General features: G+C 69.6%; 27 protein-coding genes. 19 read left to right on the top strand and 8 right to left on the bottom strand.

Going from position 1 to position 26285, the window contains the following annotated elements; translation table 11 throughout:
* Positions 1–221 precede the first annotated feature (221 nt).
* The 4 genes from ACH34W_RS43420 (at position 222) to ACH34W_RS43405 (ending at position 5167) form a co-directional block, all read left to right on the top strand.
* On the top strand, positions 222–542 hold the full coding sequence (locus tag ACH34W_RS43420; RefSeq protein WP_151559200.1) for an Lsr2 family protein: 321 nt from the start codon (positions 222–224) through the stop codon (positions 540–542).
* Between the two features lie 361 nt (positions 543–903).
* Complete coding sequence (locus tag ACH34W_RS43415; protein WP_395967061.1) at positions 904–3417, top strand: ATP-dependent Clp protease ATP-binding subunit; 2514 nt, start codon at positions 904–906, stop codon at positions 3415–3417.
* A gap of 237 nt (positions 3418–3654) precedes the next feature.
* On the top strand, positions 3655–4458 hold the full coding sequence (locus ACH34W_RS43410) for an N-acetylmuramoyl-L-alanine amidase (protein WP_395967060.1): 804 nt from the start codon (positions 3655–3657) through the stop codon (positions 4456–4458).
* 31 nt (positions 4459–4489) lie between these two features.
* Positions 4490–5167: a hypothetical protein gene (locus tag ACH34W_RS43405; protein ID WP_395967059.1), complete on the top strand. Its 678-nt coding sequence runs from the start codon at positions 4490–4492 to the stop codon at positions 5165–5167.
* Here the strand turns inward: ACH34W_RS43405 and add are convergent.
* The gene (gene add / locus ACH34W_RS43400; RefSeq protein ID WP_395967058.1) at positions 5157–6137 is read right to left on the bottom strand and encodes an adenosine deaminase; all 981 of its coding nucleotides are present in this window, start codon (positions 6135–6137) and stop codon (positions 5157–5159) included. The genes ACH34W_RS43405 and add overlap by 11 nt on opposite strands.
* Before the next feature lie 121 nt (positions 6138–6258).
* On the opposite strand from add, the gene ACH34W_RS43395 reads away from it, so the two are divergent.
* Together ACH34W_RS43395 and ACH34W_RS43390 are read left to right on the top strand one after the other, a co-directional pair.
* Positions 6259–6609: a hypothetical protein gene (locus ACH34W_RS43395; RefSeq protein WP_395967057.1), complete on the top strand. Its 351-nt coding sequence runs from the start codon at positions 6259–6261 to the stop codon at positions 6607–6609.
* Positions 6602–7345 carry a class I SAM-dependent methyltransferase gene (locus tag ACH34W_RS43390; protein ID WP_395967056.1) on the top strand — a complete coding sequence of 248 codons (744 nt, stop codon included), beginning with the start codon at positions 6602–6604 and terminating at the stop codon, positions 7343–7345. Before ACH34W_RS43395 ends, ACH34W_RS43390 begins: the two co-directional genes overlap by 8 nt.
* Positions 7346–7381: 36 nt before the next feature.
* Here ACH34W_RS43390 and ACH34W_RS43385 read toward each other — a convergent pair whose 3' ends face one another.
* Positions 7382–8254 (bottom strand): A/G-specific adenine glycosylase, encoded by an 873-nt coding sequence (locus ACH34W_RS43385; protein ID WP_395967055.1) that lies wholly within the window; start codon positions 8252–8254, stop codon positions 7382–7384.
* A gap of 89 nt (positions 8255–8343) precedes the next feature.
* Between ACH34W_RS43385 and ACH34W_RS43380 the strand changes: the two genes are divergently transcribed.
* The gene (locus ACH34W_RS43380; RefSeq protein ID WP_395967054.1) at positions 8344–9006 is read left to right on the top strand and encodes a hypothetical protein; all 663 of its coding nucleotides are present in this window, start codon (positions 8344–8346) and stop codon (positions 9004–9006) included.
* 11 nt (positions 9007–9017) lie between these two features.
* On the opposite strand, the gene disA is transcribed toward ACH34W_RS43380, so the two are convergent.
* The 4 genes from disA to ACH34W_RS43360 form a co-directional block, all read right to left on the bottom strand.
* Entirely contained in the window at positions 9018–10100 is a 1083-nt protein-coding gene (disA, locus tag ACH34W_RS43375; RefSeq protein WP_395967053.1) for a DNA integrity scanning diadenylate cyclase DisA, read from the bottom strand.
* Between the two features lie 174 nt (positions 10101–10274).
* Positions 10275–11825: a DNA repair protein RadA gene (gene radA, locus ACH34W_RS43370; RefSeq protein ID WP_395967052.1), complete on the bottom strand. Its 1551-nt coding sequence runs from the start codon at positions 11823–11825 to the stop codon at positions 10275–10277.
* Positions 11826–11873: 48 nt separating this feature from the next.
* Positions 11874–12935, bottom strand: coding sequence for an alpha/beta fold hydrolase (locus ACH34W_RS43365; protein ID WP_395967051.1), 1062 nt, complete (start codon positions 12933–12935; stop codon positions 11874–11876).
* A gap of 144 nt (positions 12936–13079) precedes the next feature.
* Complete coding sequence (locus ACH34W_RS43360) at positions 13080–13781, bottom strand: class I SAM-dependent methyltransferase (protein ID WP_395967050.1); 702 nt, start codon at positions 13779–13781, stop codon at positions 13080–13082.
* A 198-nt stretch (positions 13782–13979) separates the two neighbouring features.
* Between ACH34W_RS43360 and ACH34W_RS43355 the strand changes: the two genes are divergently transcribed.
* From ACH34W_RS43355 to ACH34W_RS43305, 11 genes are all read left to right on the top strand, one after another.
* Positions 13980–14864: a sugar phosphate isomerase/epimerase family protein gene (locus ACH34W_RS43355; protein WP_395967049.1), complete on the top strand. Its 885-nt coding sequence runs from the start codon at positions 13980–13982 to the stop codon at positions 14862–14864.
* Positions 14861–15460 carry a TetR family transcriptional regulator gene (locus ACH34W_RS43350; protein ID WP_395967048.1) on the top strand — a complete coding sequence of 200 codons (600 nt, stop codon included), beginning with the start codon at positions 14861–14863 and terminating at the stop codon, positions 15458–15460. The genes ACH34W_RS43355 and ACH34W_RS43350 overlap by 4 nt, the downstream gene beginning before the upstream one ends.
* Before the next feature lie 184 nt (positions 15461–15644).
* On the top strand, positions 15645–16355 hold the full coding sequence (locus tag ACH34W_RS43345) for an ABC transporter ATP-binding protein (protein WP_395967047.1): 711 nt from the start codon (positions 15645–15647) through the stop codon (positions 16353–16355).
* Positions 16352–17086 (top strand): ABC transporter permease, encoded by a 735-nt coding sequence (locus ACH34W_RS43340; RefSeq protein ID WP_395967046.1) that lies wholly within the window; start codon positions 16352–16354, stop codon positions 17084–17086. The genes ACH34W_RS43345 and ACH34W_RS43340 overlap by 4 nt, the downstream gene beginning before the upstream one ends.
* A 59-nt stretch (positions 17087–17145) precedes the next feature.
* A complete protein-coding gene (locus ACH34W_RS43335) occupies positions 17146–18423 on the top strand; it encodes an LCP family protein (RefSeq protein WP_395967045.1) in 1278 nt (425 codons plus the stop codon).
* Between the two features lie 186 nt (positions 18424–18609).
* Positions 18610–19530: a proline dehydrogenase family protein gene (locus tag ACH34W_RS43330; RefSeq protein ID WP_395967044.1), complete on the top strand. Its 921-nt coding sequence runs from the start codon at positions 18610–18612 to the stop codon at positions 19528–19530.
* A gap of 52 nt (positions 19531–19582) precedes the next feature.
* Complete coding sequence (gene proC / locus ACH34W_RS43325; RefSeq protein ID WP_395967043.1) at positions 19583–20377, top strand: pyrroline-5-carboxylate reductase; 795 nt, start codon at positions 19583–19585, stop codon at positions 20375–20377.
* A 151-nt stretch (positions 20378–20528) separates the two neighbouring features.
* On the top strand, positions 20529–20957 hold the full coding sequence (locus ACH34W_RS43320) for a hypothetical protein (RefSeq protein ID WP_395967042.1): 429 nt from the start codon (positions 20529–20531) through the stop codon (positions 20955–20957).
* Between the two features lie 111 nt (positions 20958–21068).
* Complete coding sequence (locus ACH34W_RS43315) at positions 21069–22448, top strand: efflux RND transporter periplasmic adaptor subunit (RefSeq protein WP_395967041.1); 1380 nt, start codon at positions 21069–21071, stop codon at positions 22446–22448.
* A 110-nt stretch (positions 22449–22558) separates the two neighbouring features.
* Positions 22559–23197 (top strand): ABC transporter ATP-binding protein, encoded by a 639-nt coding sequence (locus ACH34W_RS43310; protein WP_395967101.1) that lies wholly within the window; start codon positions 22559–22561, stop codon positions 23195–23197.
* Between the two features lie 10 nt (positions 23198–23207).
* Positions 23208–24395 (top strand): ABC transporter permease, encoded by a 1188-nt coding sequence (locus ACH34W_RS43305; RefSeq protein WP_395967040.1) that lies wholly within the window; start codon positions 23208–23210, stop codon positions 24393–24395.
* A 49-nt stretch (positions 24396–24444) separates the two neighbouring features.
* On the opposite strand, the gene ACH34W_RS43300 is transcribed toward ACH34W_RS43305, so the two are convergent.
* A complete protein-coding gene (locus ACH34W_RS43300; RefSeq protein WP_395967039.1) occupies positions 24445–24621 on the bottom strand; it encodes a hypothetical protein in 177 nt (58 codons plus the stop codon).
* Between the two features lie 135 nt (positions 24622–24756).
* On the opposite strand from ACH34W_RS43300, the gene ACH34W_RS43295 reads away from it, so the two are divergent.
* Positions 24757–25065, top strand: coding sequence for an AzlD domain-containing protein (locus tag ACH34W_RS43295; protein WP_395967038.1), 309 nt, complete (start codon positions 24757–24759; stop codon positions 25063–25065).
* Between the two features lie 119 nt (positions 25066–25184).
* On the opposite strand, the gene ACH34W_RS43290 is transcribed toward ACH34W_RS43295, so the two are convergent.
* Positions 25185–26252: an alpha/beta hydrolase gene (locus ACH34W_RS43290; RefSeq protein ID WP_395967037.1), complete on the bottom strand. Its 1068-nt coding sequence runs from the start codon at positions 26250–26252 to the stop codon at positions 25185–25187.
* Between the last annotated feature and the right edge of the window lie 33 nt (positions 26253–26285).

Here is a 26285-nt window from a genome sequence, read left to right as displayed (position 1 = left end):
CATCCCGGGTGCCGTGCCCGGACAATTCATGCACGCGTGGTCCGGGGGCCCCGGTGTCAGCCACTGCCTATCCCGTGGATGGCTGATTCGGTGACCATGATTACGATGAGTTACCGTCAGGGAAGGAAACTTCATCGCGTGTGTTGAATTGTCATCAGCCAACATCGCGGTATATCTTTGTCAACCGAATGCAGTTTGCTCCAGCTGAAAGGTCTGTCCCCATGGCACAGAAGGTTCAGGTGCTTCTCGTCGACGACCTCGACGGTGGCGAGGCGGACGAGACCGTGGCGTTCTCGCTCGACGGCGCCTCCTACGAGATCGATCTCAGTAGTGCCAACGCAAAGAAGCTGCGGGATTCTCTGCAGCCGTTCGTGGAGAAGTCGCGTAAGGCCGGCACCGTTCGTCGGCGCCGTCCGCGTGGCGCGTCCAGCCGCGAGCGGAGTGCCGACATCCGCGCCTGGGCCAAGCAGCGCGGCATCAAGGTCAACGAGCGCGGCCGTATCCCGCAGAACGTGGTCGAGCAGTACGAGGCGGCTCACTGACCCACCTCGCTTCGGCGGCCCGTCCCGTAGATCCGGGGGCGGGCCGTTCGCTTGTGGCGTAGCGTTCTGTGGGTTGCGGCGCCCCCGCGGAGGTAGACAGCCCTCATCGGCTAACCCGTCCCTGTACGGCCTGAACGACCCCCCTTGCCGTGAACGACCTGCTGAAAAGCCCCGTTCGCTTGCGGCGTAGCGGGAACATGACGCACCGGTGAGGTAGTTGGATGAGGATGAACAGCGCTTAGCTGGGGAACGTCTCCTGGTGGGAGTGCACCGGGTTGGCCTCCTCGGGGCGGGCTAGCATGCGGAAGGACAGTTCCGGACGTTCCGGACTCTGACCAACCGCTCTGTGAGGAGCGACGAGATGTTCGAGAGGTTTACCGACCGCGCGCGGCGGGTTGTCGTTCTGGCTCAAGAAGAAGCCAGAATGCTCAACCACAACTACATCGGCACCGAGCACATCCTCCTGGGTCTGATCCACGAGGGCGAGGGTGTCGCTGCCAAGGCCTTGGAGAGCCTGGGAATCAGCCTCGAGGCGGTGCGCCAGCAGGTCGAAGAGATCATCGGCCAGGGTCAGCAGGCGCCGTCGGGTCACATCCCGTTCACTCCGCGTGCCAAGAAGGTCCTTGAGCTGTCACTGCGTGAGGCATTGCAGCTGGGCCACAACTACATCGGCACTGAGCACATCCTGCTTGGGTTGATCCGTGAGGGTGAGGGCGTCGCAGCCCAGGTCCTGGTCAAGCTCGGGGCTGACCTCAACCGGGTCCGCCAGCAGGTCATCCAGTTGCTGCACGGCTACCAGGGCAAGGAGCCGGCAGCCTCCGGCGGGCCGACCGAGTCGGCGCCGTCGACCTCCCTTGTGCTGGACCAGTTCGGGCGAAACCTGACTCAGGCCGCCCGGGAGGGCAAGCTGGACCCGGTGATCGGCCGGGACAAGGAGATCGAGCGGGTCATGCAGGTGCTGTCCCGCCGTACCAAGAACAACCCCGTCCTGGTCGGCGAGCCGGGCGTCGGCAAGACCGCCGTCGTCGAGGGGCTCGCGCAGAAGATCGTCAAGGGCGAGGTGCCCGAGACGCTCAAGGACAAGCAGCTCTACACGCTCGACCTGGGCGCGCTCGTCGCCGGCTCCCGCTACCGCGGTGACTTCGAGGAACGCCTGAAGAAGGTCCTCAAGGAGATCCGCACGCGCGGCGACATCATCCTGTTCATCGACGAGCTGCACACGCTCGTCGGGGCGGGTGCCGCCGAGGGTGCGATCGACGCCGCCAGCATCCTCAAGCCGATGCTGGCCCGCGGTGAGCTGCAGACCATCGGCGCGACCACGCTGGACGAGTACCGCAAGCACCTGGAGAAGGACGCCGCGCTGGAGCGCCGCTTCCAGCCGATCCAGGTCGCCGAGCCCTCGCTCAGCCACACCATCGAGATCCTCAAGGGTCTGCGGGACCGGTACGAGGCGCACCACCGCGTCTCGATCACCGACAGCGCCCTGGTCGCGGCCGCGCAGCTGGCCGACCGCTACATCAGCGACCGGTTCCTGCCGGACAAGGCGATCGACCTCATCGACGAGGCCGGTTCGCGGATGCGCATCCGCCGGATGACCGCGCCGCCGGACCTGCGCGAGTACGACGAGAAGATCGCCGATGTGCGGCGCGAGAAGGAATCCGCGATCGACGCGCAGGACTTCGAGAAGGCCGCCGCGCTCCGCGACTCCGAAAAGCAGCTTCTCGGCCAGAAGGCGCAGCGGGAGAAGGAATGGAAGGCCGGCGACATGGACGTCGTCGCCGAGGTGACCGAGGAACTGATCGCCGAAGTCCTCGCCACCGCGACCGGCATTCCCGTCTTCAAGCTCACCGAGGAGGAGACCACGCGGCTGCTCCGTATGGAGGACGAGCTGCACAAGCGGGTCATCGGCCAGGAGGACGCCATCAGGGCGCTCTCGCAGTCCATTCGGCGTACCCGCGCCGGTCTGAAGGACCCGAAGCGTCCCGGTGGCTCGTTCATCTTCGCCGGCCCGTCCGGCGTCGGAAAGACCGAGCTCTCCAAGACGCTCGCCGAGTTCCTCTTCGGTGACGAGGACGCGCTCATCCAGCTCGACATGAGCGAGTTCATGGAGAAGCACACCGTCTCGCGTCTGTTCGGGTCGCCGCCCGGATATGTCGGTTACGAGGAGGGCGGCCAGCTCACCGAGAAGGTGCGCCGCAAGCCTTTCTCCGTCGTGCTGTTCGACGAGATCGAGAAGGCCCACCCGGACATCTTCAACTCGCTGTTGCAGATCCTGGAGGACGGTCGCCTGACCGACGCCCAGGGCCGGGTCGTGGACTTCAAGAACACCGTCATCATCATGACGACGAACCTCGGTTCCAAGGACATCTCCAAGGGCGTCTCGATGGGCTTCGCCCGTTCGAACGACGAGCAGGGCTCGTACGAGCGGATGAAGGCCAAGGTCTCGGAGGAGCTCAAGCAGCACTTCCGGCCCGAGTTCCTCAACCGCGTCGACGACACGGTGGTCTTCCACCAGCTCACGCCGAAGGAGATCATCGAGATCGTGGATCTCATGATCGCCAAGGTCGACGAGCGGCTGAAGGACCGGGACATGGGTCTGGAGCTCAAGCAGGAGGCCAAGGACCTGCTGGCCGAGCGGGGTTACGACCCCGTCCTGGGCGCCCGGCCGCTGCGCCGGACCATCCAGCGGGAGATCGAGGACAACCTGTCCGAGAAGATCCTCTACAACGAGCTCAAGGCCGGCCAGATCGTGATCGTCGGCACCGAGGGCTCCGGCGAGGAAGCCAAGTTCACGTTCAAGGGCATGACCAAGCCGACCGGCGTGCCGGACAGCCCGCCGCCCATCGAGGGCGCGGTCAACTTCAACAAGGACTGACCCGAAGTCCACCAAGGACTGACCCGACGTCCTGAGGCAGGGCCCGTACCGATCCGTTCGGTACGGGCCCTGCGCTTTCCGCTGTCGGCTATCCACAGAATGCCGTTCCACTTCCATGGGCCCACCTGCGCGGTTGACAATGAAAGAGGGTCAGCCCCGGGCGGTGGGGCTTGTCTTGGCGTCCTCTTGCGGTCAGGTGGGGGCGAGGGGCGGTGAAGGGCGATACCGTCCTTGATCATGTTGACTCGACGGGTCCTGGGAACTGGAACGGTCGTGGTCGCGGCCGCGACCACGGGTGCGCTCCTGGTGGGACTGAACGCGGGGTCCGCGTCGTCGGGCGCCCGCCCGGCAGCGGCTAAGGCGCAGGCAGTCGCGGCCAAGCCCCGGCCGCTCGCCGGCAAGGTGATCGTGATCGATCCGGGGCACAACGGGCTCAACTACAAGTACCCCAAGGTGATCAACCGGAAGGTGCCGGCGGGGCCGAAGAAGAAGGCGTGCGACACGACGGGCACGGCGACCAGCTCGGGCTACGCTGAGCACGCGTTCACCTTCGACATGGCACAGCGGCTGGCCAAGATCCTGCGCGCGCAGGGGGCAACGGTACGGCTGACGCGGCCCAACAACCGCGGCGTCGGCCCGTGCATCAACGAGCGGGCCGCGATCGCCAACCGGCTGCGCGCCCACGCGGCGATCTCCATCCATGCCGACGGCGCGCCGTCGTCGCGGCGGGGCTTCCATGTGATCCTGCCTGGATACGTGAAGGGCTACACCGGGCCGATCGTGAAGCCGTCCAAGCGGCTCGGTTACGACGTGCGCGCGGCGTTCCGCAAGGTGCAGCCGTACGCGAACTACGTCGGTGGCGACGGGCTCGACGTGCGGACTGACCTGGGCGGGCTCAACATGTCGAAGGTGCCCAAGGTCTTCATCGAATGCGGCAACATGCGCAACCGGACCGACGCGACGAGGCTGAAGAGCGCCTCGTGGCGGCAGAAGGCGGCGCAGCGTCTCGCGGTCGGCCTGGGCGTCTACCTGCGTCGCTGACACTGTCGGACCCGCACCCTAGAATTCGAATATGCGTTCGAATGAGTTGTGTGCGGCAGCGGACTTCCGGCGAGGACCGGGACGGCGGCGTGGCCCGGTCCTTCACCCTGACGTGGCACAGCTCTTCATGCGCGACATGAAGGAGAGTGCCCCTCCACAACTTCCGATCTTCCGATCCCGGCTGCAGGGCGAGCTTCTGGCGCGGCTGCTCCTCGGGCCGGACCGGGAGATGACCATGCTCGATCTCGCCGTCATGCTCCGCACCGATCTGGGTTCGGTCGTGCGCGAGGTCGATCGGCTGGCCCGTGCGGGGCTGCTGGTGCTGCGGCGCACCACGGCCGGGCGCATGGTGCGCCGCGACACGGCGACGCCGTTGTACGAGCCGCTCGCGCGCTTGCTGATGCTCACGTTCGGCCCCGAGGCCGTCGTCGCCGAGGAGTTCGCGCGTCTGCCGGGGGTCGTGGAGGTCCTGATATTCGGAGCCTGGGCCGAACGTTACGAGGGCGTGGGTGACTCGGTTGGGGACGTTGGGGTTCTTGTGATCGGAGAGCTGTCCCATGCCCGCGCCTTCGATGCCGCGCAGGAGGCAGCCGCGCGGCTGGGCTTGCCCGTCCATGCCGTCGTGCGTTCGGCACGGTGCTGGCAGGAGGACGACGACCCGTTCCTCCGCGAGATCCGTGGCGGCTCGCTCTATTCGATCAGTGGCTGAGCCAAGCGTCGATCTCAGCGTGCAGCCGTGCCTTCATGTCGGCGGGGGCGAACGAGGCGTCCACGCCCGCTCGGGCGAGGTCGGCCAGCGCGGCGTCGTCATAGCCGAACGTGTCGCGGATCCGCGCGTACTCGCCGGCCAGCGGAGTGCCGATCATGACCGGGATGTCGGTGTTGATCGTGACCTTCAGGCCCGCCTCCCGCAGCCGGGGCAGCGGGTGTTCCGCCAGCGACGGCGCGAAGCCGAGCGCCACGTTCGACGACAGGCAGACCTCCAGTGGGATCCCACGGTCGCGGACCTCGGCCACCAAGTCAGGGTCGTCCAGCACCCGCACCCCGTGGCCGAGGCGCTCGGTCCGCCCCGAGGTGATCGCCTGGCGGATGCTCGCGGCACCCTCCGCCTCACCGGCGTGGTGGACGACGTGCAGGCCCGCATCCCGGGCCGCCGCGAAGACCTCGACGAACGGATCGCCCGGGAACGCCTCGTCACCGGCAAGCCCGACCGCTACGACCTCCTCGTGCCGCCGGGCCAGGTCCAGCGTCCGCCACGCGCGCTCGACCGATCGTCGCCGGGAGTGGTCGAGCAGCAGGCGGACCTCGATTCCGAAGTCCCGCCGCCCCTCGGCCAGGCCCTCCAGCACAGCCACCAGCGGCATGTCCAGGTCACCGAGGCGTTCACCGTGAGCCGCCGCCGTGAACGACAGCTCGGCATAGCGAGTGCCCTGCGCGGCCTCATCCCGGCAGTACTCGTACGCGACGCGCCGGAAGTCGCCGGCCGTCAGCAGGCAGTTCCGGACCAGATCGTTCTGCGCGAAGAAATCGGCGAATCCCCCGAAGACATAACCCTCACGAAGGTGGTCGGGGATCTCGATCCCGTTCGCCTTCCCGATCTCCCAGAGGGTCGTCCAGCCGACCGTACTCTCAAGATGAACATGCAGGTGGGCCTTGGGCAGCTTCAAGAGATCACGCACCGCCACACCGTATGACCTGCGACGGCCCCGGTTCCACGCAATTAATCCGAGCGCGATTAGCCTGTGCGCACCGCGGAAAAGCATTGGACGGCGGCTTCCCGGAGCCCGCATCCTGCCCTCGATGGGAAAGATGGACACGATCGCGGCGCGCGTCGCCGGAGGCGCCACCGTGCGGTTCCGTCCGACGGGTTCGTCGATGGTGCCGCTGATCCGGAGCCGCGACCTGGTCGAGGTCGCCCCCGTCGATCCCGCCAAGCTCGAGGTCGGCGATATCGTTCTCGCCAAGGTCGCCGGGACGGTGTACCTCCACCTGGTCTCGGCCCTCGACCCCGCCCGCGGCCGGGTGCAGATCAGCAACAACCGCGGCCGCGTCAACGGCTGGACACATCACGCCCGCGTGTACGGAATCTGCCTGGCTGTCGAGGACACCCCGCGCCCCCGGGCCCTGGAAAAGATCGCGTCCAATGTCTGACGACGCTGCCTCTCATGAGGCTTTCTTCGCTTTGCACCACGGCCTTCCGCGGCAGGGCCCCGGCTCAGACGCGACGACGCGGCATCTGCTCTCCCTCACGGGACCGTTGCCGCAGCGTCCGCGGGCGCTCGACCTGGGCTGCGGTCCCGGGCGTGCCACCCTGGTGCTGGCCGAGGCCGGCGCCGACGTGACGGCTGTCGATCTGCACGAGCCGTTCCTGAACGAGCTGAACGCGGCGCCCAAGGCGCGCGGTCTCGCCCGTTCGATCACCACACTGCGTGGTGACATGGCCGATCTCCCGTTTCGCGACGGGTCGTTCGACCTGGTGTGGGCCGAGTCCTCGGTGTACAACGTCGGCTTCGACACCGCGCTGCGTGAGTGGCGGCGGTTGCTCGCACCGGGCGGCACGCTCGTGCTGACCGAGTGCGAGTGGACGGCAGACGAGGCGTCCCCGGAGGCTCGCGCGTTCTGGGACAAGATCTATCCACTGCGCGGCACTGCGGACAACACGCGCGCCGCACGCGCCGCCGGTTACGACGTGCTCGGCGTCTACGGCCAGCCCGAGTCCGACTGGGACGAGTACTACGGGCCGTTGGCTGAACGTGCGGACGCTGCCGATCCGGCCGTGCCCGGCATGGCTGAGGCGCTCGCGGTCACCCGGGAGGAGATCGCCATGCGCCGCGACCATGGCACCGAGTATGGCTACACCGGCTACGTGCTGCGGCCGGTGACCTGACGTCGGCTCAAGGCGGCCACGACCCGGAGGGGCGTATCAGCCCGGAAGGGCGTAGCGGCCGTCCTCCAGGGGATCCACCAGGCCATCCGCGATGAGGGTGTCCAGGGCCCGCTCGCGCTGGAGGGCATCGGACCACACGATGTCCAGAGCGGGCTTCTCCACCGGGCCTTCGGCCTGGCGGAGGACGGCCAGCAGCCGGCCCCGGCAGTGGCGGTCCGTCCCCGCGTACGTCTGTCCCCGCCGGGGCGGGCCGTCGTACGCGGGGCGGCCGTTGAGGTGCCAGGTGCACCTGTCGAGGACGGGACAGTCCACGCAGCGGGGCGTGCGGGCCGTACAGACCAGGGCACCCAGCTCCATCACGGCGACCGACCAGCGGGCCGCGGTCGGGGGATCCAGCGGGAGGACCGCCTCGGCCTGGGCCACCTCGGCCTTGGTCTGCGACTTGGGCGGGTATTCGTCGCCGGACAGCAGCCGCGCGAAGACGCGGCGGACGTTGGTGTCGAGAACGGCATGGCGCTGCTGGAACGCGAAACTGGCGACGGCGGCCGCCGTGTAGGAGCCGATGCCGGGGAGGGCCAGCAGGTCCGCGTGCGAGGACGGGACCTCGCCGCCGTGACGTTCGACGATCGCCTGGGCACTGCCGTGCAGACGCAGGGCGCGGCGCGGGTAGCCGAGCCTGCCCCACGCCCGCACGGCCTCGCCGGAGGGTTCGGCGGCCAGCGCATCGGGGGTGGGCCAGCGCGTCATCCACTCGTGCCAGATGGGCAGGACGCGGTTGACCGGGGTCTGCTGGAGCATGATCTCGCTGACCAGCACGCCCCAAGGGGTGGCGCTGGAGGCGCGCCAGGGCAGATCCCGGGCGTGCGCTTCGTACCAGGCCAGGATCGGGCCGGTGTACCCGTTATTCATTGGCTTTGAACCTGTCTCCATTGGGAGTGAACCTATCGGGCCCGGCGGGTCGAGATGTCATCGAAGATCAAGTACTGCATACTGCCCGTATGGGGACGGACACTGGACGTGATCCCGAGGTCTGGGGACTGGACCAGTACTGGCGGCGACGGATCATCGTGCTCGGCGCTGTGCTCGGGACGGTGGGCATGGGGGCCTGGGCATGCACCGCCGGCGATGGTGAACAGAAACAGCCGGTGAAGAACGCAGCCGCCGCCATGGGTTCGGCGAGCCCGTCGGCGAGCGCGGCGATTTCGAGCCTTCCCGCGGCGACCCCCACGGTCACCGTGACGGCGAAGGTCGCTCCGGCGGCTCCCAAGGACGGCGATGCCTGCGAGAAGAACGATGTCGTCATCAACATGACCTCGGCACGCGAGACGTACGCCAAGAACGAGATGCCGCAGTTCCAGCTGACCGTCGTCAACACGGGCGGCCACGCCTGCACGTTCGACGTCGGCTCCAAGTCGCTGGACGTGCGCGTCACCTCGGGCGGCGACCGTGTCTGGTCGGCGTCCATGTGCGAGCAGGGGAGCGGCTCGTCCATCCAGATGTTGCGTCGCGGCATCCCGTACGTGAGCACCGTGACCTGGGACCGCAAACGCGCCTCCGGCCAATGCCGCGGCAAGCGCGAGACGGCCCGGCCCGGTACCTACGTCGCGAGCGTCAAGGCCGACAAGATCAAGGTCACGAAGCAGGTCTTCCGCCTCCGCTGACCGGCACCGGGTCAGACGTAGCGTTCCAAGATCGAGGACTCGGCCAGCCGGGACAGCCCTTCGCGGACGCTCCGGGCGCGGGACTCGCCGACGCCGCCGACGGCCTGGAGGTCGTCGATGCTGGCGGCCAGGAGCTTCTGCAGGCCGCCGAAGTGCTCCACGAGCCGCTCGACGACCAGGCCCGGCAGCCGCGGGACCTTGGCCAGCAGGCGGTAGCCCTTGGGGCTCACCGGCAGGTCCAGGGCGTCCGGGCCTGCGAAGCCCATCACCTCGGCGACCGTGGACAGGTCGAGGAGCTCGGTGGCCGACAGCAGGTCCAGCGCGCACAGGGTGTCGGTGACCGTGCGGGTGCGGGCGTCGGGCGGCGGGTAGTCACGGACGATCAGCTCGCGGTCGATGTCGACGCCGGAGACCAGCTCGTCGAGCTGGAGCGACAGGAGCCGGCCGTCGGTGCCGAGCTCGACGACATAGCCCTCGATCTCGTCGGCGATGCGGCGGACCATTTCGAGGCGTTGCACAACCGCGCTGACGTCGCGGACGGTGACCAGGTCTTCGATCTCCAGCGCCGAAAGAGTGCCCGAGACCTCGTCGAGGCGGAGCTTGTAGCGCTCAAGGGTGGCCAGGGCCTGGTTGGCCTTGGACAGGATCGCGGCGGAGTCTTCCAGGACGTAGCGGATGCCGTCGAGGTAGAGGGCGATGATGTGCATCGACTGGCTGACCGAGATGACCGGATGCCGGGTCTGGCGGGCGACTCGTTCCGCCGTGCGGTGCCGGGTGCCCGACTCCTCGGTCGGGATCGTGGAGTCAGGCACGAGGTGCACTGCGGCGCGGACGATGCGGTTGCGGGTGCTGTCGAGCACGATCGCCCCGTCCATCTTGGCCAGCTCGCGCAGCCGCGTGGCGGAGAACTCGACGTCGAGCTCGAAGCCGCCGCTGCACAGCTCTTCGACCAGCGGGTCGTGGCCGAAGACGATCAGAGCGCCGGTGTGGCCGCGCAGGATGCGCTCCAGGCCGTCACGGATCGACGTGCCCGGGGCCACCGCGGCGAGCGTCGCGCGGCGTCGTTCGTCATGGCCCTTGTCGTATGTTGGCACCTGGCCCCCGGAGGTCGCTGGACGGCGTCAGTTTACCGAGGAGCCCCGAGCACCGGTTCCTCCCCTGGTAGCAAGCGTGCTGCTGTGGCGTAATACTCTGGCGTGACTCCTGTTATGTGGCCGTAAAGTCTCTTGTCATGTATGGGTGTGGCCGAATCGGGCCATCGGGGCGCCCTACGGGGCGGTGAAGGCCACCCGCAGCGCCTGCTGGAGGTTGTCGACCTCCATCACTTTCATCCCCTCATGGCTGGTGAGCTGGGGGTCTGCCTTCTTCAGCGGTGAGCCGTCGCCCAGCGACAGCGCGCCGCGCGGCACGATCGCGTGCTTGAATCCGAGCCGTGCCGCCTCCGCCAGCCGCCGCTGCACGCCCGGTACGACGCGTACCTCACCGGCGAGGCCGACCTCGCCCAGCCCGATCAGCGTGCCGGAGAGTGCCTGCTCGGCGGTGGAGCCGGCGACGGCGAGCGCGAGGGCCAGGTCGACCGAGGTCTCGCTCAGCCGTACGCCGCCGACCGTGGAGACGTAGACGTCCTGCTCGTGCATGGAGATCTTGCAACGTTGGGCGAGGACCGCCAGCACCATCGCGACACGGGAGGGATCGAGACCGGACGTGGCGCGGCGCGGGGACGGCAGCTGCGACTTGGCGACCAGGGCTTGGACCTCGGCGACCAGCGGGCGGCGACCCTCCAGCGTGACCGTGACACAGGTGCCCGGCACCGGCTCCTCGCGGCGCGTCAGGAACAGCCCGCTCGGGTCGGGCAGCCCGACGATGCCCAGCTCGGACAGGTCGAAGCACCCGAGCTCGTCGGTGGGGCCGTAGCGGTTCTTGACGGCGCGGATCATCCGGAGCCGGCTGTGCCGGTCGCCCTCGAAGTAGAGCACCACGTCGACCAGGTGCTCCAGCAGCCGCGGCCCCGCGATCGCGCCGTCCTTGGTGACGTGCCCGACCATGACCACGGTGACGCCGCGTTCCTTGGCGACCCTGATCAGGTTGGCCGTGACCTCCCGGATCTGGGTGACGCCGCCGGGAGCACCGTCCACCTCGGACGTGCCGATCGTCTGGATCGAGTCGACCACCATGAGCTTGGGCTCCACCGCGTCGACATGCCCGAGCACGGCCGACAGCTCGGTCTCGGCCGCCAGGTAGAGGTCGTCGGTGACCGCGCCCACCCGGTCAGCCCGGAGCCGCACCTGCTCGGCCGACTCCTCGCCGGTCACGTACAACACGGGCGTGCGACCCGCGCTGCCACCGGCACCACCGCCACCGGAGCCGTTGTCACCGGAGCCGTTGTCACCGGCACCGTTGCCATCGGCACCGTTGCCATCGGCACCGTTGCCATCGGAACTGCCGGCGCCCGGACGCTGTTGCGGAACGGGCGGTTGTGAGGCCAGCGCGGCGACCTCCAACAGCAGCGTCGACTTGCCGATGCCCGGCTCACCGGCCAGCAGTACGACGGCCCCGGGCACCAGGCCGCCGCCCAGCACCCGGTCGAGCTCGTCCAGGCCGGTCGGCTTGGACTGCGCTGAACGTACGTCCACCTCGCCGATCGGCTTTGCGGGGGAGCTGACCGGACCCGCCGAGACCAACCGCGCCGGTGTCGCCGATCCGGCCTCGGTGACCGAGCCCCAGGTCTGGCACTCGCCGCAGCGCCCCACCCATTTGGAGGTCTGCCAGCCGCACTCGGAGCACCGGTATGAGGCCTTAGCCGTCTTCGCCTTCGCCATGTGGACAAACAGTAGGGGTCACCAGTGACACAAGGTGCCCACCGCGCCTCAGGCCGCGGTCAGGGACTTGCGTGCACGCTCAATGAGATCGCCCAGGTGGTCGGCGACCACGCTGGGACGCTCCAGCATGGCCATGTGACCGGCCGTGGGGATGACCTCCAGGCGCGCGGACGGGACGCAGGCCGCGATCTTGAGGCTGTGCTCGACCGGCGTCAGCCGGTCGTTCTCCGCGCCGAGCACCAGCGTGTCGACCTTGCCGAGCTCCGCGCACTCGCTGATCACGTCGTACGAGATCATCGAGTGGTGGAAGTCGAAGAGCGCGTCCATCCGGGTGTCGGCCAGCATCTCCTCGGTGAACGCGACCGCCGCCGGGCTGGCGTCGGGGCCGAAGACGATCCGGTCGAGGAAGAGCAGCGTGCCCTCCCGGCCCAGGTGCCGGACCTTCTCGATCACCGACGAGGCCGCGCCGGCCGCGCGCAGCGTCCGCGGCAGCACGCGCTGGGTCGACCGGGCCAAGAGCGCGGGCAGGCCCAGGGTGACCTCGCCGAGTCCGCCGGAGGAGGTATTGAGCAGGCCGACCGCCTGCACCTTGCGGCCGAGCTCGCCGGGGAAGGCGTCGGCGTACCGCTGGATCGTCATGCCGCCCATCGAGTGGCCGACCAGGATCACCGGCGTCCCGGCGGGCACGGTCTGCTGGATGACCGCGGCGAGGTCGTGGGCCAGCTGGGCGAGGTCGTTCTCGGTCCGGTCGCCGCCGTCGGAACGGCCGTGGCCGCGGTGGTCCCAGAAGACGAGCCGGCCGAGGCCGCGCAGGGCCTTGCGCTGGAAGTGCCAGGAGTCCTGGGTCAGCGTCCAGCCGTGGCAGAAGACGATCGCGAGATCGGTGCGGTCGTCGCCATCGATCTCCGCGTACAGCCGGGTGCCGTCCGCGGCGCGTACCGGCACCGGCCGGCCGCGCAGGGAGCCGAACGGCTCACCCGCGTGCGCGTCGGGGCGCAGCTGCATGCGCCGGGCGGCACGGCGCTGTCCGGCCAGCCCGATGCCGGCGGCACCGGCGCCGAGCGCGGTGGCAGCGAGGATGGTGCGGCTCGTCCTGGCGGCACGGCCCATGGTCCCGACCTCCTGGGGGCACGATCGTCGGTATGAGGCGCCATTGTTGTACGGCGATTCAGTAGCAGGCCATACCTTCGCCGCGAATGTGACCGACTCGTCAGTAACTTCTCCTCAGGGAAGCCTCTCCTCAGGGGATACGCCTCAGGGGATACGCCGCCACCACACGTTGACGGCGTAGTCCACTTCGCAGCCCTCGTGCTCGCGCAGGAACTCCGCAGCCAGCTCCTCGGGGAACTCGATGCGCAACACCGCCGCGAGATCTGCCCGGCTCTCGAACGACCACCGGATCGTCAACGGCTCCCGGGCGAAGCCGCGGCGCGTCCAGAAACGTTCGACGGCCCCGGGGTCGTACGACGGCAGCCCGCGCCGGAACCACCCGCCGAAAGTCGAACGCGTCGCGTCGTTGTCGATGATGAAGATCGCGCCACCGCGCCGCACCACCCGGTCCAGCTCGGCCAGGCCCGGCTCGCAACCCGGACCGAAGAAGTAGGCCCAGCGGACATGGACAACGTCGATGGACGCGTCCGGAATTGGCAATGCTTGAGCCGCGCCAACACGCACCGTCACATTTGGTATATCAGCCACACGCCGCCGGGCCGCCGCCGCAAGACCGCTGTGCGGCTCGACGCCGACCACCTTGGCCGCGTCCCGTGCGAACATCGGCAGGTGAAAGCCCGTACCGCAGCCGAGATCGAGTACGGTCGCGCCCTCCCACGGCCTGATGGCGCGCATCGCCGACTCGAGCGCGCCGTCGGGGTCGACGGCGCGGTTCTCGATTTCGTAGACCCGCGGGGAGTTCCAGATATTGGGGCTGGGCACGGCACCCGGAGCGATCTCGACCACGAAGACAGAGCGTAGTCATTACCCACGTCAAGAAATACGGATCACTATGGCCCGGAGGTTTCGTCAGCGCCCTCAGCGCATAGGCTTTCCGTTGCGTGAGCGCCGCGGAGCGGGGCAGGGTCAGGGCGAAGGCCCGACCGCGCCCCTCGGGCGGGGCACACGACGGACACTGCCGAGCGAAAATCTGGCGAGGGAGCCTTGACCCCGCAGCACAACGGCGTCGTTTCCCCGGGCATCCGGGTCCCGGATGCCCCGATCACGCTGTCCACCGCGTCGGTCTACCCGGAGAAGGTCCCGAGCGCCTTCGAGATCGCGGCGCTGCTGGGATACGACGGCATCGAGGTCATGGTCTCGACGGACGCCTCCTCGCAGGACCTCAATGTCCTGCGGCGGCTCTCCGACTACCACCAGATGCCGATCAAATCGATCCACGCGCCCTGCCTGCTCCTGACGCAGCGGGTCTGGGGGCGCGAGCCGTGGGGCAAGCTGGTGCGCTCCAAGGAGGTCGCCGAGGAGCTCGGCGCCGACGTGGTGGTGGTGCACCCGCCGTTCCGCTGGCAGCGGGACTACGCGCGGGAGTTCGTCGAGGGGCTCGACCGTATGCAGGAGGAGACCGACGTCCTCTTCGCCGTCGAGAACATGTTCCCCCTCAAGGCCCGCGGGGCCGAGGCCGGCATGTACCTCCCCGACTGGAACCCCGTCGACCAGGACTACCCCTACGTGACCCTGGACCTGTCGCACACCGCCGTCTCGGGCTCGGACGCGCTGGAGATGGCCGGGCAGCTCGGCGACCGGCTGCGCCACGTCCACCTCGCCGACGGCGTCGGCGTCACCAACAAGGACGAGCATCTGGTGCCCGGCAGGGGCAACCAGCCGTGCGGCCCGATGCTGGAGCAGCTCGCCGACGACGGCTACCGCGGCCACATCGTCCTCGAGGTCAACACCCGCCGCGCCACCACCCGGGCCGAACGCATGGAGGACCTCGCTGAGGCCCTCGCGTTCACCCGCCTCCACCTTGCCGCCGCCGACCGAACGTGGGAGGTCACCTCGGGTGGAGAGGTCTCGCCCCGGGGCGCCCTGTGACCGAGTCCGTTCAGCGCAACCCCGCCCGCAGGCCGCCGGGGCGGCGGCCCGGCCCGACCGAGACGCGCGAGGCGATCCTGGCGTCGGCTCGTGAGCTGTTCGCCGAGAAGGGTTACGACGGGGCCTCGCTGCGTGCCATCGCCCGCGGGGCGGGCGTGGACCCGGCGCTCGTGCACCACTTCTTCGGCAACAAAGAGGGCGTCTTCATCGCGGCGATGCAGTTCCCGATCGATCCGGGTGAGCTGCTGCCCAAGATCTTCGGTACGCGCCGGGAGGACCTCGGCGAGACGATGGTCCGCCTCTTCCTGTCCGTATGGGAGGTGCCGGAGCGCCGCGCGCCCATCATCGCGCTGCTGCGTTCGGCGATGACCAACGAACGCGCCGCGGTGATGATGCGGGAGTTCGTGTCCGCCGCGCTGTTCGCCCGTGCCGCCGGGCTGCACGACATCCCCCTGCTGAAGGTCCAGGCCGCCGCCGGCCAGATGATCGGCGTCATGATCCTGCGGTACGTGCTGGAGGTCGAGCCGATCGCCTCCTCCACGCCGGACGAGCTCGTCGAGCTCCTGGCCCCGACCATCCAGCGTCACCTGGGCTGACCGCTCTTCTCTCACTGCCCTTCCCTCTCGCCACCGCTTTCCCGCTCGCTCCCCGTGCCGTTCCCCGGCACGGGTTTTCGGCACCCCAAAACTTTCCCGGAAGCTTCTCCAGAAGGCCGCGGAGCTTGACTCGGGCGGGTCGCGGACATAAATTCATCACATGATGAGTTCTGGTCCTGCAGCCGTGAGCGTGCGTGACCTGACGGTGGTACGAGGTGGCCGTGAGGTGCTGCACGGGCTCACGTTCGATGTCCCGCGCGGCTCGGTGATCGGGCTTCTCGGCCCGAGCGGATGCGGCAAGACGACGTTGATGCGCGCCCTCGTCGGCGTGCAGATCGTCCAAAGCGGCACGGTGAGCGTGCTGGGTGACACGGCGGGCTCCAAGGACCTGCGCAGGCGCGTGGGTTACGCGACCCAGAGCCCGGCCGTCTACGACGACCTGAGCGTCCACGAGAACCTGCGCTACTTCGCCTCCGTCCTCGGGGCGCCGAAGGCGGACGCCGACCGGGTCATCGAGGAGGTCGGGCTCACCCGGCACCGCGACCAGATCGTCGCGACGCTGTCCGGCGGCCAGCACAGCCGCGCCAATCTGGCGGTCGCGCTGCTGGGCACGCCGGAGTTGCTGGTGCTGGACGAGCCGACGGTCGGCCTGGACCCGGTGCTGCGCGAGGAGTTGTGGCGGCTCTTCCGGGAGCTGGCCGAGCATGGCACCACGCTCGTGGTCTCCAGCCATGTCATGGACGAGGCGGGTCGCACCGACAGGCTCTTGCTGATGCGCGAGGGCGAGATCCTCGCCGACGACACCCCGGACGGGCTTCGTGCCCGCACCGGCATCGACGATCTGGAGAAGGTCTTCCTCCGGCTGATCAACGAACGGGAAGGAGCCCGGGCGTGAACATCTCCATCACCTTGGCGACGACGCAGCGGATCCTGGCCCAGCTGCGCCACGACCACCGCACGATCAGCATGATCGTCGGTGTGCCGACGCTGCTGATGATCCTGCTGCGCTACGTGTTCGACGCACCCGCGCTGTTCGACCGGATCGGCCCGCTGCTGCTGGGGATCTTCCCCTTCGTGATCATGTTCCTGGTGACTTCGGTGGCCACGCTCCGCGAGCGGACGAGCGGCACGCTGGAACGGCTGATGACCATGCCGACGGGCAAGCTCGACCTGCTCCTCGGCTACGCGCTGGCGTTCAGCCTCGTTGCCCTGCTGCAGGTGGGCGTCGTGCTGACGATCGCGCTCACTTGGCTCGGCCTCGACCTGAACGGCTCGCTGTGGTCGCTGGTCGTCTCGGCGCTGCTCTGCTCGGTGCTCGGTGTGGCGCTCGGTCTGTTCTCCAGCGCGTTCGCCCGTACGGAGTTCCAAGCGGTGCAGCTCATGCCGGCGTTCGTGCTGCCGCAGTTGTTGCTGTGCGGCCTCTTCATCCCGCGCGACCAGATGGTCGGCTGGCTGGAGGCGACCTCCAACGTCCTGCCGCTGTCGTACACGGTGGACGCGATGAAGGAGGTCACCGTCAGCGCTGACGTCACAGGGAATCTCGTCCGCGACATGGTGGTGATCGCTGGCTGCGTCCTGCTGGCCCTCGTCCTGGGTGCCGCCACGCTCCGCCGCCGCACACCATGACGATGGAACCTTTTTTCCTGGGCTAAAGCGGACCCAACTGGCTGATAACCTCCGGCGCCATGAGCCCACTCGACCCCCCGGGCCCCCAGATGCCGCAGCCGCAGCCACAATCACCGCAGCCGCAGTCGCAGGCGCCGCAGGGGCCAGCCGCAGGTCTCTTCGAGCCCGCCGCTGAACCCGGCGGGCCCGGCGGGAGCGGCGCCCCCGGCGGGAGCGGCGCCCCCGGCGAGCACGGCATGCCTGGCGAGCACGGCACACCCGGGGCGCCTGGCATGCCGGGGGTGCCTGGTATGCCCGGCGACGGGGAGGACGGCGGCCAGCGGAAGCGCAAGCGCCGGTGGCCTCGCGTCCTGGCCGCGGCGCTGGTCTTCGTGCTCCTGGTGGTGGCGGGGATCGGCGGGCTCCTCTGGCAGCGGCAGTCCTCGTACAACGGCAACATCGACCGCATCCGCGGCGCGATGCCGACCAGCAAGAGCCGTCCAGGGCCGAACGTGACCGGCACTGAGAACTGGCTGCTCGTCGGCTCGGACACCCGGGCAGACATGGGCACCACGGGTGACGGGGGCCAGGTGTGGAAGCCGGGACGGCAGCGGTCGGACACGATCATGTTGCTGCACCTGCCGGCCGACCGGAGCAAGGCGTACGTGGTCTCGTTCCCCCGTGACTCATGGGTCGAGATCCCCGGATACGGCAACCAGAAGATCAACGCCGCGTTCTCGTTCGGCGGCCCGCCGCTGCTGATCGAGACCGTCGAGAAGCTCACCGGCGCCCGGATCGACCACTTCGGCGCCATCGACTTCGAGGGCTTCAAGTCCATGACCGACGCGCTCGGCGGCGTCGAGGTGGACATCGCGCAGAGCGTGTACGACCCGGCCCGCAAGGTCAACTGGCCGGCCGGGCGGCAGAAGCTGGACGGCGAGAAGGCCCTGCTCTTCGTGCGGCAGCGCTACAACCTGCCGAACGGCGACTTCGACCGGATCAAGCGGCAGCAGGCGTTCCTGGGCGCCCTGGCCAAGAAGGCGGCGGACGGCGGCACCATCTCCAACCCGCTCAAGCTCGACCGCTTCCTCTCGGCGTTCACCAAGTCGATCAGCGTGGACGACGAGGTCGACGCCGGCAAGCTCCGTTCGCTGGCGATCAGCCTCCGCAACATCCGGGCCTCCAACGTGGCGTTCATCACCGCGCCCAACAAGGGCAGCGCCCAGCGCGGCAAGCAGAGCGTCGTCCTGCTGGACCGGACGAAGGCGCCCGCGCTCTTCAACGCCGTGAAGACCGCGGGAATGGCCGAGTACGTGGCCAAGTACGGCGGCGTGAACCGCGTCGGCACGGTTTCCTGATCGGACCAGGACTTTCCTGATCCGACCAGGACTTTCCTGATCCGACCAGGACTCTCCCGATCCGACCAGGACTTTCCCGGCCGATCCGGGGCCTGCGACCGGTCCGCCCGCGTGATCACCGTCCCCGCCCGGGCATTAACCTGAAGAAGGGGACAGAGCCGTCCCCACCGGACAAGGGGATGTGAAGTGCTTCGTCAGGCCCTGCTGGTCGCCTCGCGCAGTGGCGGCGTACGCAAACTCGTGGAGACCGCGCCCATCACGCGCGGCATGGTGCACCGCTTCGTGGCGGGCGGATCGGTCGACGACGCCCTGCGCGCCACCGAGGAGCTCACAGGCGAGGGTCTTCTCGTCACCCTGGACGTGCTCGGGGAGGACACCCTCGACGCCGGGCAAGCGGAGGCGACCGTCAAGGCCTACGTCGAACTGCTCGACCGGCTGGCCGGGGCCGGGCTGGGCACGCGGGCCGAGGTCTCACTCAAGCTCACCGCGCTCGGCCAGGCGTTCGACGAGGACCTGGCCCTGGAGAACGCGCGGCGCATCTGCACCGCGGCCCGGCAGGCGAGCACCACGGTCACCCTGGACATGGAAGATCACACGACGGTCGACTCCACGCTGCGGATCCTGCACGAGCTGCGCCGCGACTTCCCCGACACGGGGGCCGTCATCCAGGCCTACCTGCGGCGCTCCGAGGAGTACTGCGCCGAGCTCGCGTACGAGGGGTCCCGCGTACGGCTCTGCAAGGGCGCCTACGCAGCCCCCGAAGACGTGGCCTTCGGCAGCAAGGACGAGATCGACAAGTCGTACGTGCGCTGCATGAAGGTGCTGATGGCCGGCAAGGGCTACCCGATGCTCGCCACGCACGACCCCCGCCTGATCGACATCGCCGGTGCCCTCGCGGTGCTGAACGAGCGCGAGCCCGAGAGCTTCGAATACCAGATGTTGTACGGGATCCGCCCCCAGGAGCAGCGTCGCCTCGCCGGTCAGGGGGCCCAGATGCGCGTGTACGTCGCGTACGGGCAGGAGTGGTACGGCTACTTCATGCGCCGCCTGGCCGAGCGTCCCGCCAATCTCGGCTTCTTCCTCAGGTCGCTGGCCAGCAAGTCCTGAGCCCGCGCGGCGCTAGGGTGGGCAACGTTCGTTTCCTATCTGGGGTGCAAAAATGATCGCGATTCTGGGTGCCGGCAAGATGGGCGAGGCGCTGCTTTCCGGGGTCCTCCGGGCCGGGCGACGTCCCGCCGACCTGATGGCCACCGCCCGCCGCGAGGAGCGCGGCGCGCTGCTGCGCGAGCGCTACGGCATCGACATCGCGACCAACGTCGAGGCGGCCACCACCGCCGACGTGCTGATCCTCGCGGTCAAGCCGCAGGACATGGGCGTGCTGCTGGACGAGGTGGGCAGGCACATCCCGGCGGGACGGCTCGTGATCTCGATGGCGGCCGGCATCACCACCGCGTTCATCGAGGACCGCCTGCCTGCGGGCGTGCCGGTCGTCCGGGTCATGTCCAACACCCCGGTGCACGTGGACGAGGCGATGAGCGTGATCTCCGCCGGGTCGCACGCGGGGGAGGAGCACCTCAAGCTGGCCGAGGAGCTGCTGAGCCCCGTCGGCAAGGTGCTGCGCATCCCCGAGTCATTGCAGGACGGCGCCACCGCGCTCTCCGGCAGCGGCCCGGCCTACTTCTACTACCTGGTCGAGGCGATGGTGGACGCCGGGATCCTGCTCGGCATGCCGCGCGCCGCCGCGCTGGAGATGGTGATCCAGTCGGCCGTGGGCGCCGCGGTCATGCTGCGCGACTCCGGTGAGCACCCTGTGCTGCTGCGCGAGGCCGTGACCTCCCCGGGCGGGACGACCATCGCCGCGATCCGGGAGCTGGAGAAGCACGGTGTCCGGGCCGCCGTTCTGGAGGCCATCGAAGCCGCCCGCGACCGCGGCCGCGAGCTCGCTGGCGGCTGACCCGCGCCGATCAGCGGCCGACCCGCGCCGATCAGCGGCCGACTTGCGGCCGACCGGCGGCTGACCTCCGCGAACGATCTCGGTGGCGGGGCATATTTCCGTAGATAACTCCGTGTGGCCATTGATCCGAAGAGGGTGTTGTGGCCGTGTAGTGAGTATGGGAATCCTGCTGCGTCTCCTCGTGGCCGCCGGACTGGCAGCCGACGCATACGTTCACTGGCAGTTCGCGCCCGACATGAAGGGCAGCCAGAGTGGCTCCATCGACGGCGAGGTGCTCTTCCAGGCCCAGGCGATCGTCGCCGCGCTGGCCGGGCTGGCCGTCCTCATTCTGGCCAACCGAGTGACCTACGCGATCGCCTTCCTGGTGGCGGCGAGCGCGGTAGGCGCGCTGCTCCTCTACTACTACGTCGACGTGGGCCAGCTCGGTCCGCTCCCAGCCATGCACGAGCCGGTCTGGTACACCGAGAAGACCATCAGCCTCGTCGGGGAGGGCGTCGCAGCACTGGCCGCGCTGGTCGGCTTCTTCACGGTGCGCTCAGGCTCGAGACGCGACTCGGGGGCTCATGCCTCCAGGGTGTGAACCCCCAGAGGGTGACGCAGATCTCATCCGATGACCGGGAGAGGCCAGCCGGGCGGAGATCAGCCGATCAGGGCCTTACGTGGAGATCGGCACGCTCCTACGATGACGCGCATGTCAGTGCGGCGTTACATCCCCGCGGTCGCGGTCGCCGTGCTGCTGGCCGCACAGCTCAGTGCCTGCAGCGGTGACGACGACGCCGACCGGGTCCGGCTGGGCAAGGTGGCGCGTTCCGACGTCGCCGAGGTCGTCGAGGCCCCAGGCACCGTCTCCGCGCGTGCCGCCGCGACGTTGCGCGCGTCCGCCGAGGGCACGATCGAGCGTCTGTACGTGGGTGACGGCGACCGCGTACAGGAGGGCGACGTCCTCGCAAGGATCGGCTCGCCCACCGCCCGTGAGCAGCTCGCCCAGGCCCGCGAGGCCGACGGCTCTCTCGCCGGGGGCGGCGTTGACATGCCCGCCGCCCTCGACATGTCGGGCTTCCAGCGCAAGACGGACCGGAGCGCGCGCCAGGGATTCTCCGCCGCTCGTAAGGTCGCGCTGAAGATCCCCGACCTGCGCCAGCGCGCGCTCGTCCTTGCCGGGATCACCAGGGCGGAGGGCGAGTACCGGTCCGCCGCCGCGGCGGCCCGCGAGGCCGTCGCACGCCTGAACGCCGGGCTCGGCAGCGTCGGCAACGCGTTCTCCTCGATCACCGCGGCCCAGCGGGTGCAGACGCGCGCCGCGGTACGGGCCGGCGAACGCACCGTCAAGGCCCTCACGATCAAGGCTCCGTTCGACGGCGTCGTCAGCCTGGGCGGCCCCGCGGGCGGCGGTGGCGGGCTCGGCGACCTGGCGAGCCGGCTGCCCCAGCAACTCGCCGGGCAGGGCGGCGCGGGCGGTTCGGCCGCCTCCGGTCTGGGGGCGCTGGGCGGTCTCGGTGGCGGGACCGCCAAGGACGCCTCCTCGGTCGCGACGGGCGCCCCGGTCTCCAGCGGCGACGCGGTGGTCACGGTCACGGACGTCTCCCGGCTCTCCCTCGCCGCCGACGTCGACGAGACCGACGTGCTGCAGATCAGGGAGGGCGTCGAGGCCGACGTGGAGTTCGACGCCGTCCAGGGCGGCACGTACACCGCCGAGGTGACCGGCATCGGAGTCACCCCGAAGGAGTCGACCGGCGGGGGCGTCACGTACAAGGTCACGCTCGTCCTCAAGGAGGGCACCCTCTCGGGCGGCGGCCGGGCGCCCATGCCCAAGCCGGGGATGAGCGCTGTGGTCAACCTGCGCGTACGCGAGGTGACGGGCGTGCTGTCCGTGCCGTCCGCAGCGATCGTCAGCAGTGGCCGCGACTCGGTCGTCTGGGCGGTGGTCGGCGGCCAGGCGGAGCGGCGCGTGGTCCGGCTCGGCGCCCAGGGTGACACCACCGTCGAGGTCACCCGTGGACTCAAGGAGGGCGAAGAGGTCGTCGTTCGCGGCGCCGACTCGGTCCGGCAGGGCGAGGAGCTCTCCCCGTGACCGGGCCCCCTGAGCCCGAGCCTGCGACAGAGCCCGAGCCCGCGCCTGAGGCCGCGCCCGCGCCCGCACACGCCGCGCTCGAAGCTGTGGACGTCACCCGCACGTACACGATGGAAGGCGTGGAGGTGGAGGCCCTCCGCGGGGTGAGCGTCCGCATCGACGCCGGGGAGTTCGTCGCGATCCTCGGTCCCTCGGGGTCGGGCAAGTCCACCCTCATGCACCTGCTCGGCTGCCTCGACCGCCCGACCCGCGGGCTCCTGCGCATCGGCGGCAAGGACGTCGCCAAGCTCACCGAGACCGAGCTTGCCGAGCTGCGCAATTCGCAGATCGGCTTCGTCTTCCAGTCGTTCCACCTGCTCGCCCGTACGAGCGCACGGGAGAACGTGGCGCTCCCGCTGGTCTACCGCGGGATCGGGCGGGGCGAGCGCCGCCGCCGGGCCATCGCCGCGCTCGACACCGTGGGCCTCGGGCACCGCCTCGATCACAGGCCCAGTCAGCTGTCCGGCGGTGAACAGCAGCGCGTGGCGATCGCGCGGGCACTGGTCGGCGATCCCGGCGTGGTGCTGGCGGACGAGCCCACCGGCAACCTCGACACCCGTACCGGCCACGAGGTGATGGACCTGCTGGAACGGCTCAACACCGAGCAGGGCGTGGCGATCGTCCTGGTCACGCATGAGCCGGACGTGGCCGAACGGGCCCGGCGGCAGATCCACATCCGCGACGGCCTCATCGAACGCGACATCTCGTGAGGCCGGGCTCATGAGGCTCGGCGAGTCGTTCCGGGTGGCGCTGGAGGCGCTGCGGGTCAACCGGCTGCGCAGCGCGCTGACGATGTTCGGCGTGGTCGTCGGGGTCGCCGCGGTGGTGGTGCTGGTCGCGATCGGGACCGGGGCCCGCAACCTGGTGGAGAACGAGATCGAGGGCCTCGGCTCCAACATCATCTTCGTCGCGCCGGGGGAGTTCTCGTTCGGCGCGGCGCCCACGATCAGCCGCATGCAACTGGAGGACGTCACCTACCTCGGCCGCGTGACGGGAGACGAAGGGCAGATCGCGGTCGCCCTCAACTCCGGTGAGACCGTCCGGGCCGGCCGCGCGCAGACGTTCTCCAGCATCGTCGGCGCGAACGAGAACGTGCAGAACGTCTTCGACCGCCCGCTGCGACGGGGCCGCTACCTCAGCCGTACGGACGTCGAGACCCGCCGCCGAGTCGTCGTGCTCGGGTCGGACATCGCCCGCCGGCTCTTCGGGGACGTCGACCCGGTGGGCCGCCAGGTCGCGATCGCGAGCGGCACGCGGTTCCGCGTCGTCGGGGTCTTCGAGGAGGTCGGGCAGACGTTCGGGCAGACGCGGGACGCCGAGGTGCACATTCCGGTGACCACGGCGCAGCGGATGTTCGGGGTCGACCGGATCGACTTCCTCGCCATCCGGGCGCCGACGAGCGACGACATCCCGCGCCTCCAGAAGGACGTCGTGGACGCCCTGCAGCGCAAGTACCAGGGCGATCAGTTCTCGGCGATCACACAGACACAGCTGCTCGGCACCATCGGCACCGTGCTGAGCGCGCTCACCGGCGTGCTGGCCGCGATCGCCGCGATCTCCCTGTTGGTCGGCGGGGTCGGGGTCTCCAACATCATGCTGGTCAGCGTGCGTGAGCGGACCCGGGAGATCGGGTTGCGCAAGGCCCTCGGCGCCCGGCAGCGCGACATCCTCGCCCAGTTCCTGGTGGAGGCCGTGCTGCTGACCACGATCGGCGGCACGGCCGGGATCCTGCTCGGCGTCGGCCTGTCGCTCACGATCACGGCGTTGTCGCCCGTCCCGGCCGCGATCACCTGGTGGTCGCCCGTGCTGGCGTTCGTGGTCTCGGCGGGGGTCGGGATCTTCTTCGGTGTCGTTCCGGCGCGGCGGGCGGGCCGCCTCGACCCCGTCATCGCCCTCCGCACCGAATGAGCCGGATGCGCCAGATGCGCCAGATGCAAGCCCACCAGGGGCTCTCCCATCAGATGTGCTCCATCAGGATGATCGCCGTAGTGTCCGGCTCCAGCGCCCGGAAGATGTGCGGTGCGTCGCCCGGATAGCTGATGTAGTCGCCGGGGCCGAGCTCGACGGGCTCCTCCGTGGGGCCGACGAGCGCGCGGCCGGTGCCGACCACGACGTGCTCGGACGTGCCGGGCATGTGGGGTTCGGAGATCCGGGGCTCGCCGGGCTGGACGTCCAGCCGGTAGAGGTCCCGGCGGGCGTTGGGCGGGCACGACGCCAGCAGCGTGGCCGCGTACGTCCCCGAAATGAGAAGGCAGGAGGTGGCTTCCTGATGCCGCTGCTCGCCATCGTGCTGCTGGCCGCCGGGACCTACGCGTTCCGGCTGGCCGGGCCGGTCTTCCAGCACCGGGTGGAGATCCCCGGCCGCCTGCGGCGGCTCCTGCCCGTGGCCGCCGCCGTCCTCCTGATCACGCTGGTGGTCACCGCCGCCCTCACCGAGGGCCATGGCTTCGCCGGCTGGGCCAGACCGGCCGGGGTGCTCGTCGCGGGCGTGCTGGCCGCACGCCGCGCGCCGTTCCCCGTGATCGTCATCGCCGCCGCGGCGACCACGGCCGTGCTCCGCCTCTGCGGCATCGACTGAACCCCGGCGGCTGAATCGGCCGCTGGAGTTGGCGAAGCACCTCCGCGGACCGCGGTCGGGGGCACCAGGCGGCCGGCGGAGGTGCTTCAAGTCCAAGGAGGTGCTTCAAGTCCAATTCGTCAGGCGACGGCTTCCGATTCGGTCGCCGACGCGGTGGTGATGGCTTCGCGGATGAAACGGGCCGTCTCTCGCATGGCCGCGCTCGCCTCCGGCAGGACGCGGTTGAGGATCTGGAAGACGTGCATCTGTCCCTTCCAGACCTGGAGTTCGCAACTGATGCCCGCGTTGGTGAGTGCTTCGGCGAACGCCTCGGCCTCGGGCCGGAGGACCTCGGTGCCGCCCACCTGGATCAGGAACGGCGACGCCTCGCCCCACGGGCAGGTGAGCAGGGCCAGCCGCGGGTCGTCGAATCCGGCTGGCCCCACTACGAGGCGCGCGACCCGCTGGGCCGCGTAAGCGCTGATGTACGGGTCCCGGACGCGGCACTGTTCGGCCGTGGACAGCTCGCAGGTGAGATCGATCCAGGGTGAGAAGAGCACCGTGCCTGCGGGGCGGGGGAGCCCGGTCCGGCAGATCTCGCCGGTGAGCGAGGCGGCGAGGTGCCCGCCCGCGGAGTCGCCCGCGATGACGATGCCGCTTGCCGGGACGCCGCGGGCCAGCAGCCAGCGGTAGGCGGCCAGGGCGTCTTCGAGCGGCGCCGGGAACGAGTGCTCGGGCGCCATCCGGTAGCGCGGGACCAGGACGGGGAGATCGGTCTCCAGGGCCAGCCGCGTCGTGATGGGCCGGTGCGTCCGGGGGGAGCAGACGACGTAGGCGCCGCCGTGCAGGTAGAGGATCGCGCCGTCCTTCCGGCCTTCCCCGTGACGCGAGGTGACCCATTCGCCGATGATCGGGCGTTCCGTGCCGCCGGTCTCGACCTGGGGGTCGACCAGCGGCTTGATCCGCACGTTCCGTCCGGCGGGAATCAGGAGCGACGCGGCGTTCACGGTGGAACGGGCGGTCCGCAGGCTGGGCGCGAAGCTCGGCACATGATGGATGAACGGGCGGAGGCTGAGCCGCAGCGCCTGGGAGATGGCGCGGCTCCGCACCGTCGGACGACGGGAGAAGGGCGGGGTGCGGGGGGCTGCGGAGACTCCCGGCAGAGGGGTGACCTCTGCCGGCAGGTCTTTCGAGACGATCGGGTCCATCTACACCCCAAGGTTTTGTTTCCTTCGTGTTAC

It is taken from the genome of Actinomadura sp. 6N118, from assembly GCF_044326415.1.
Taxonomy (GTDB): Bacteria; Actinomycetota; Actinomycetes; order Streptosporangiales; family Streptosporangiaceae; genus Spirillospora.
This window is presented reverse-complemented; position numbering and strand designations above follow the sequence as displayed.

Coding starts and splice junctions, on each gene's coding strand:
- ACH34W_RS43420 (WP_151559200.1), top strand. CDS start 222: ATGGCACAGAAGGTTCAGGTGCTTCTCGTCGACGACCTCGACGGTGGC.
- ACH34W_RS43415 (WP_395967061.1), top strand. CDS start 904: ATGTTCGAGAGGTTTACCGACCGCGCGCGGCGGGTTGTCGTTCTGGCT.
- ACH34W_RS43410 (WP_395967060.1), top strand. CDS start 3,655: ATGTTGACTCGACGGGTCCTGGGAACTGGAACGGTCGTGGTCGCGGCC.
- ACH34W_RS43405 (WP_395967059.1), top strand. CDS start 4,490: ATGCGTTCGAATGAGTTGTGTGCGGCAGCGGACTTCCGGCGAGGACCG.
- ACH34W_RS43395 (WP_395967057.1), top strand. CDS start 6,259: ATGGGAAAGATGGACACGATCGCGGCGCGCGTCGCCGGAGGCGCCACC.
- ACH34W_RS43390 (WP_395967056.1), top strand. CDS start 6,602: ATGTCTGACGACGCTGCCTCTCATGAGGCTTTCTTCGCTTTGCACCAC.
- ACH34W_RS43385 (WP_395967055.1), bottom strand. CDS start 8,254: ATGAATAACGGGTACACCGGCCCGATCCTGGCCTGGTACGAAGCGCAC.
- ACH34W_RS43380 (WP_395967054.1), top strand. CDS start 8,344: ATGGGGACGGACACTGGACGTGATCCCGAGGTCTGGGGACTGGACCAG.
- radA (WP_395967052.1), bottom strand. CDS start 11,825: ATGGCGAAGGCGAAGACGGCTAAGGCCTCATACCGGTGCTCCGAGTGC.
- ACH34W_RS43365 (WP_395967051.1), bottom strand. CDS start 12,935: ATGGGCCGTGCCGCCAGGACGAGCCGCACCATCCTCGCTGCCACCGCG.
- ACH34W_RS43335 (WP_395967045.1), top strand. CDS start 17,146: ATGAGCCCACTCGACCCCCCGGGCCCCCAGATGCCGCAGCCGCAGCCA.
- proC (WP_395967043.1), top strand. CDS start 19,583: ATGATCGCGATTCTGGGTGCCGGCAAGATGGGCGAGGCGCTGCTTTCC.
- ACH34W_RS43315 (WP_395967041.1), top strand. CDS start 21,069: ATGTCAGTGCGGCGTTACATCCCCGCGGTCGCGGTCGCCGTGCTGCTG.
- ACH34W_RS43310 (WP_395967101.1), top strand. CDS start 22,559: ATGGAAGGCGTGGAGGTGGAGGCCCTCCGCGGGGTGAGCGTCCGCATC.
- ACH34W_RS43305 (WP_395967040.1), top strand. CDS start 23,208: ATGAGGCTCGGCGAGTCGTTCCGGGTGGCGCTGGAGGCGCTGCGGGTC.
- ACH34W_RS43300 (WP_395967039.1), bottom strand. CDS start 24,621: ATGCCCGGCACGTCCGAGCACGTCGTGGTCGGCACCGGCCGCGCGCTC.
- ACH34W_RS43295 (WP_395967038.1), top strand. CDS start 24,757: ATGCCGCTGCTCGCCATCGTGCTGCTGGCCGCCGGGACCTACGCGTTC.
- ACH34W_RS43290 (WP_395967037.1), bottom strand. CDS start 26,252: ATGGACCCGATCGTCTCGAAAGACCTGCCGGCAGAGGTCACCCCTCTG.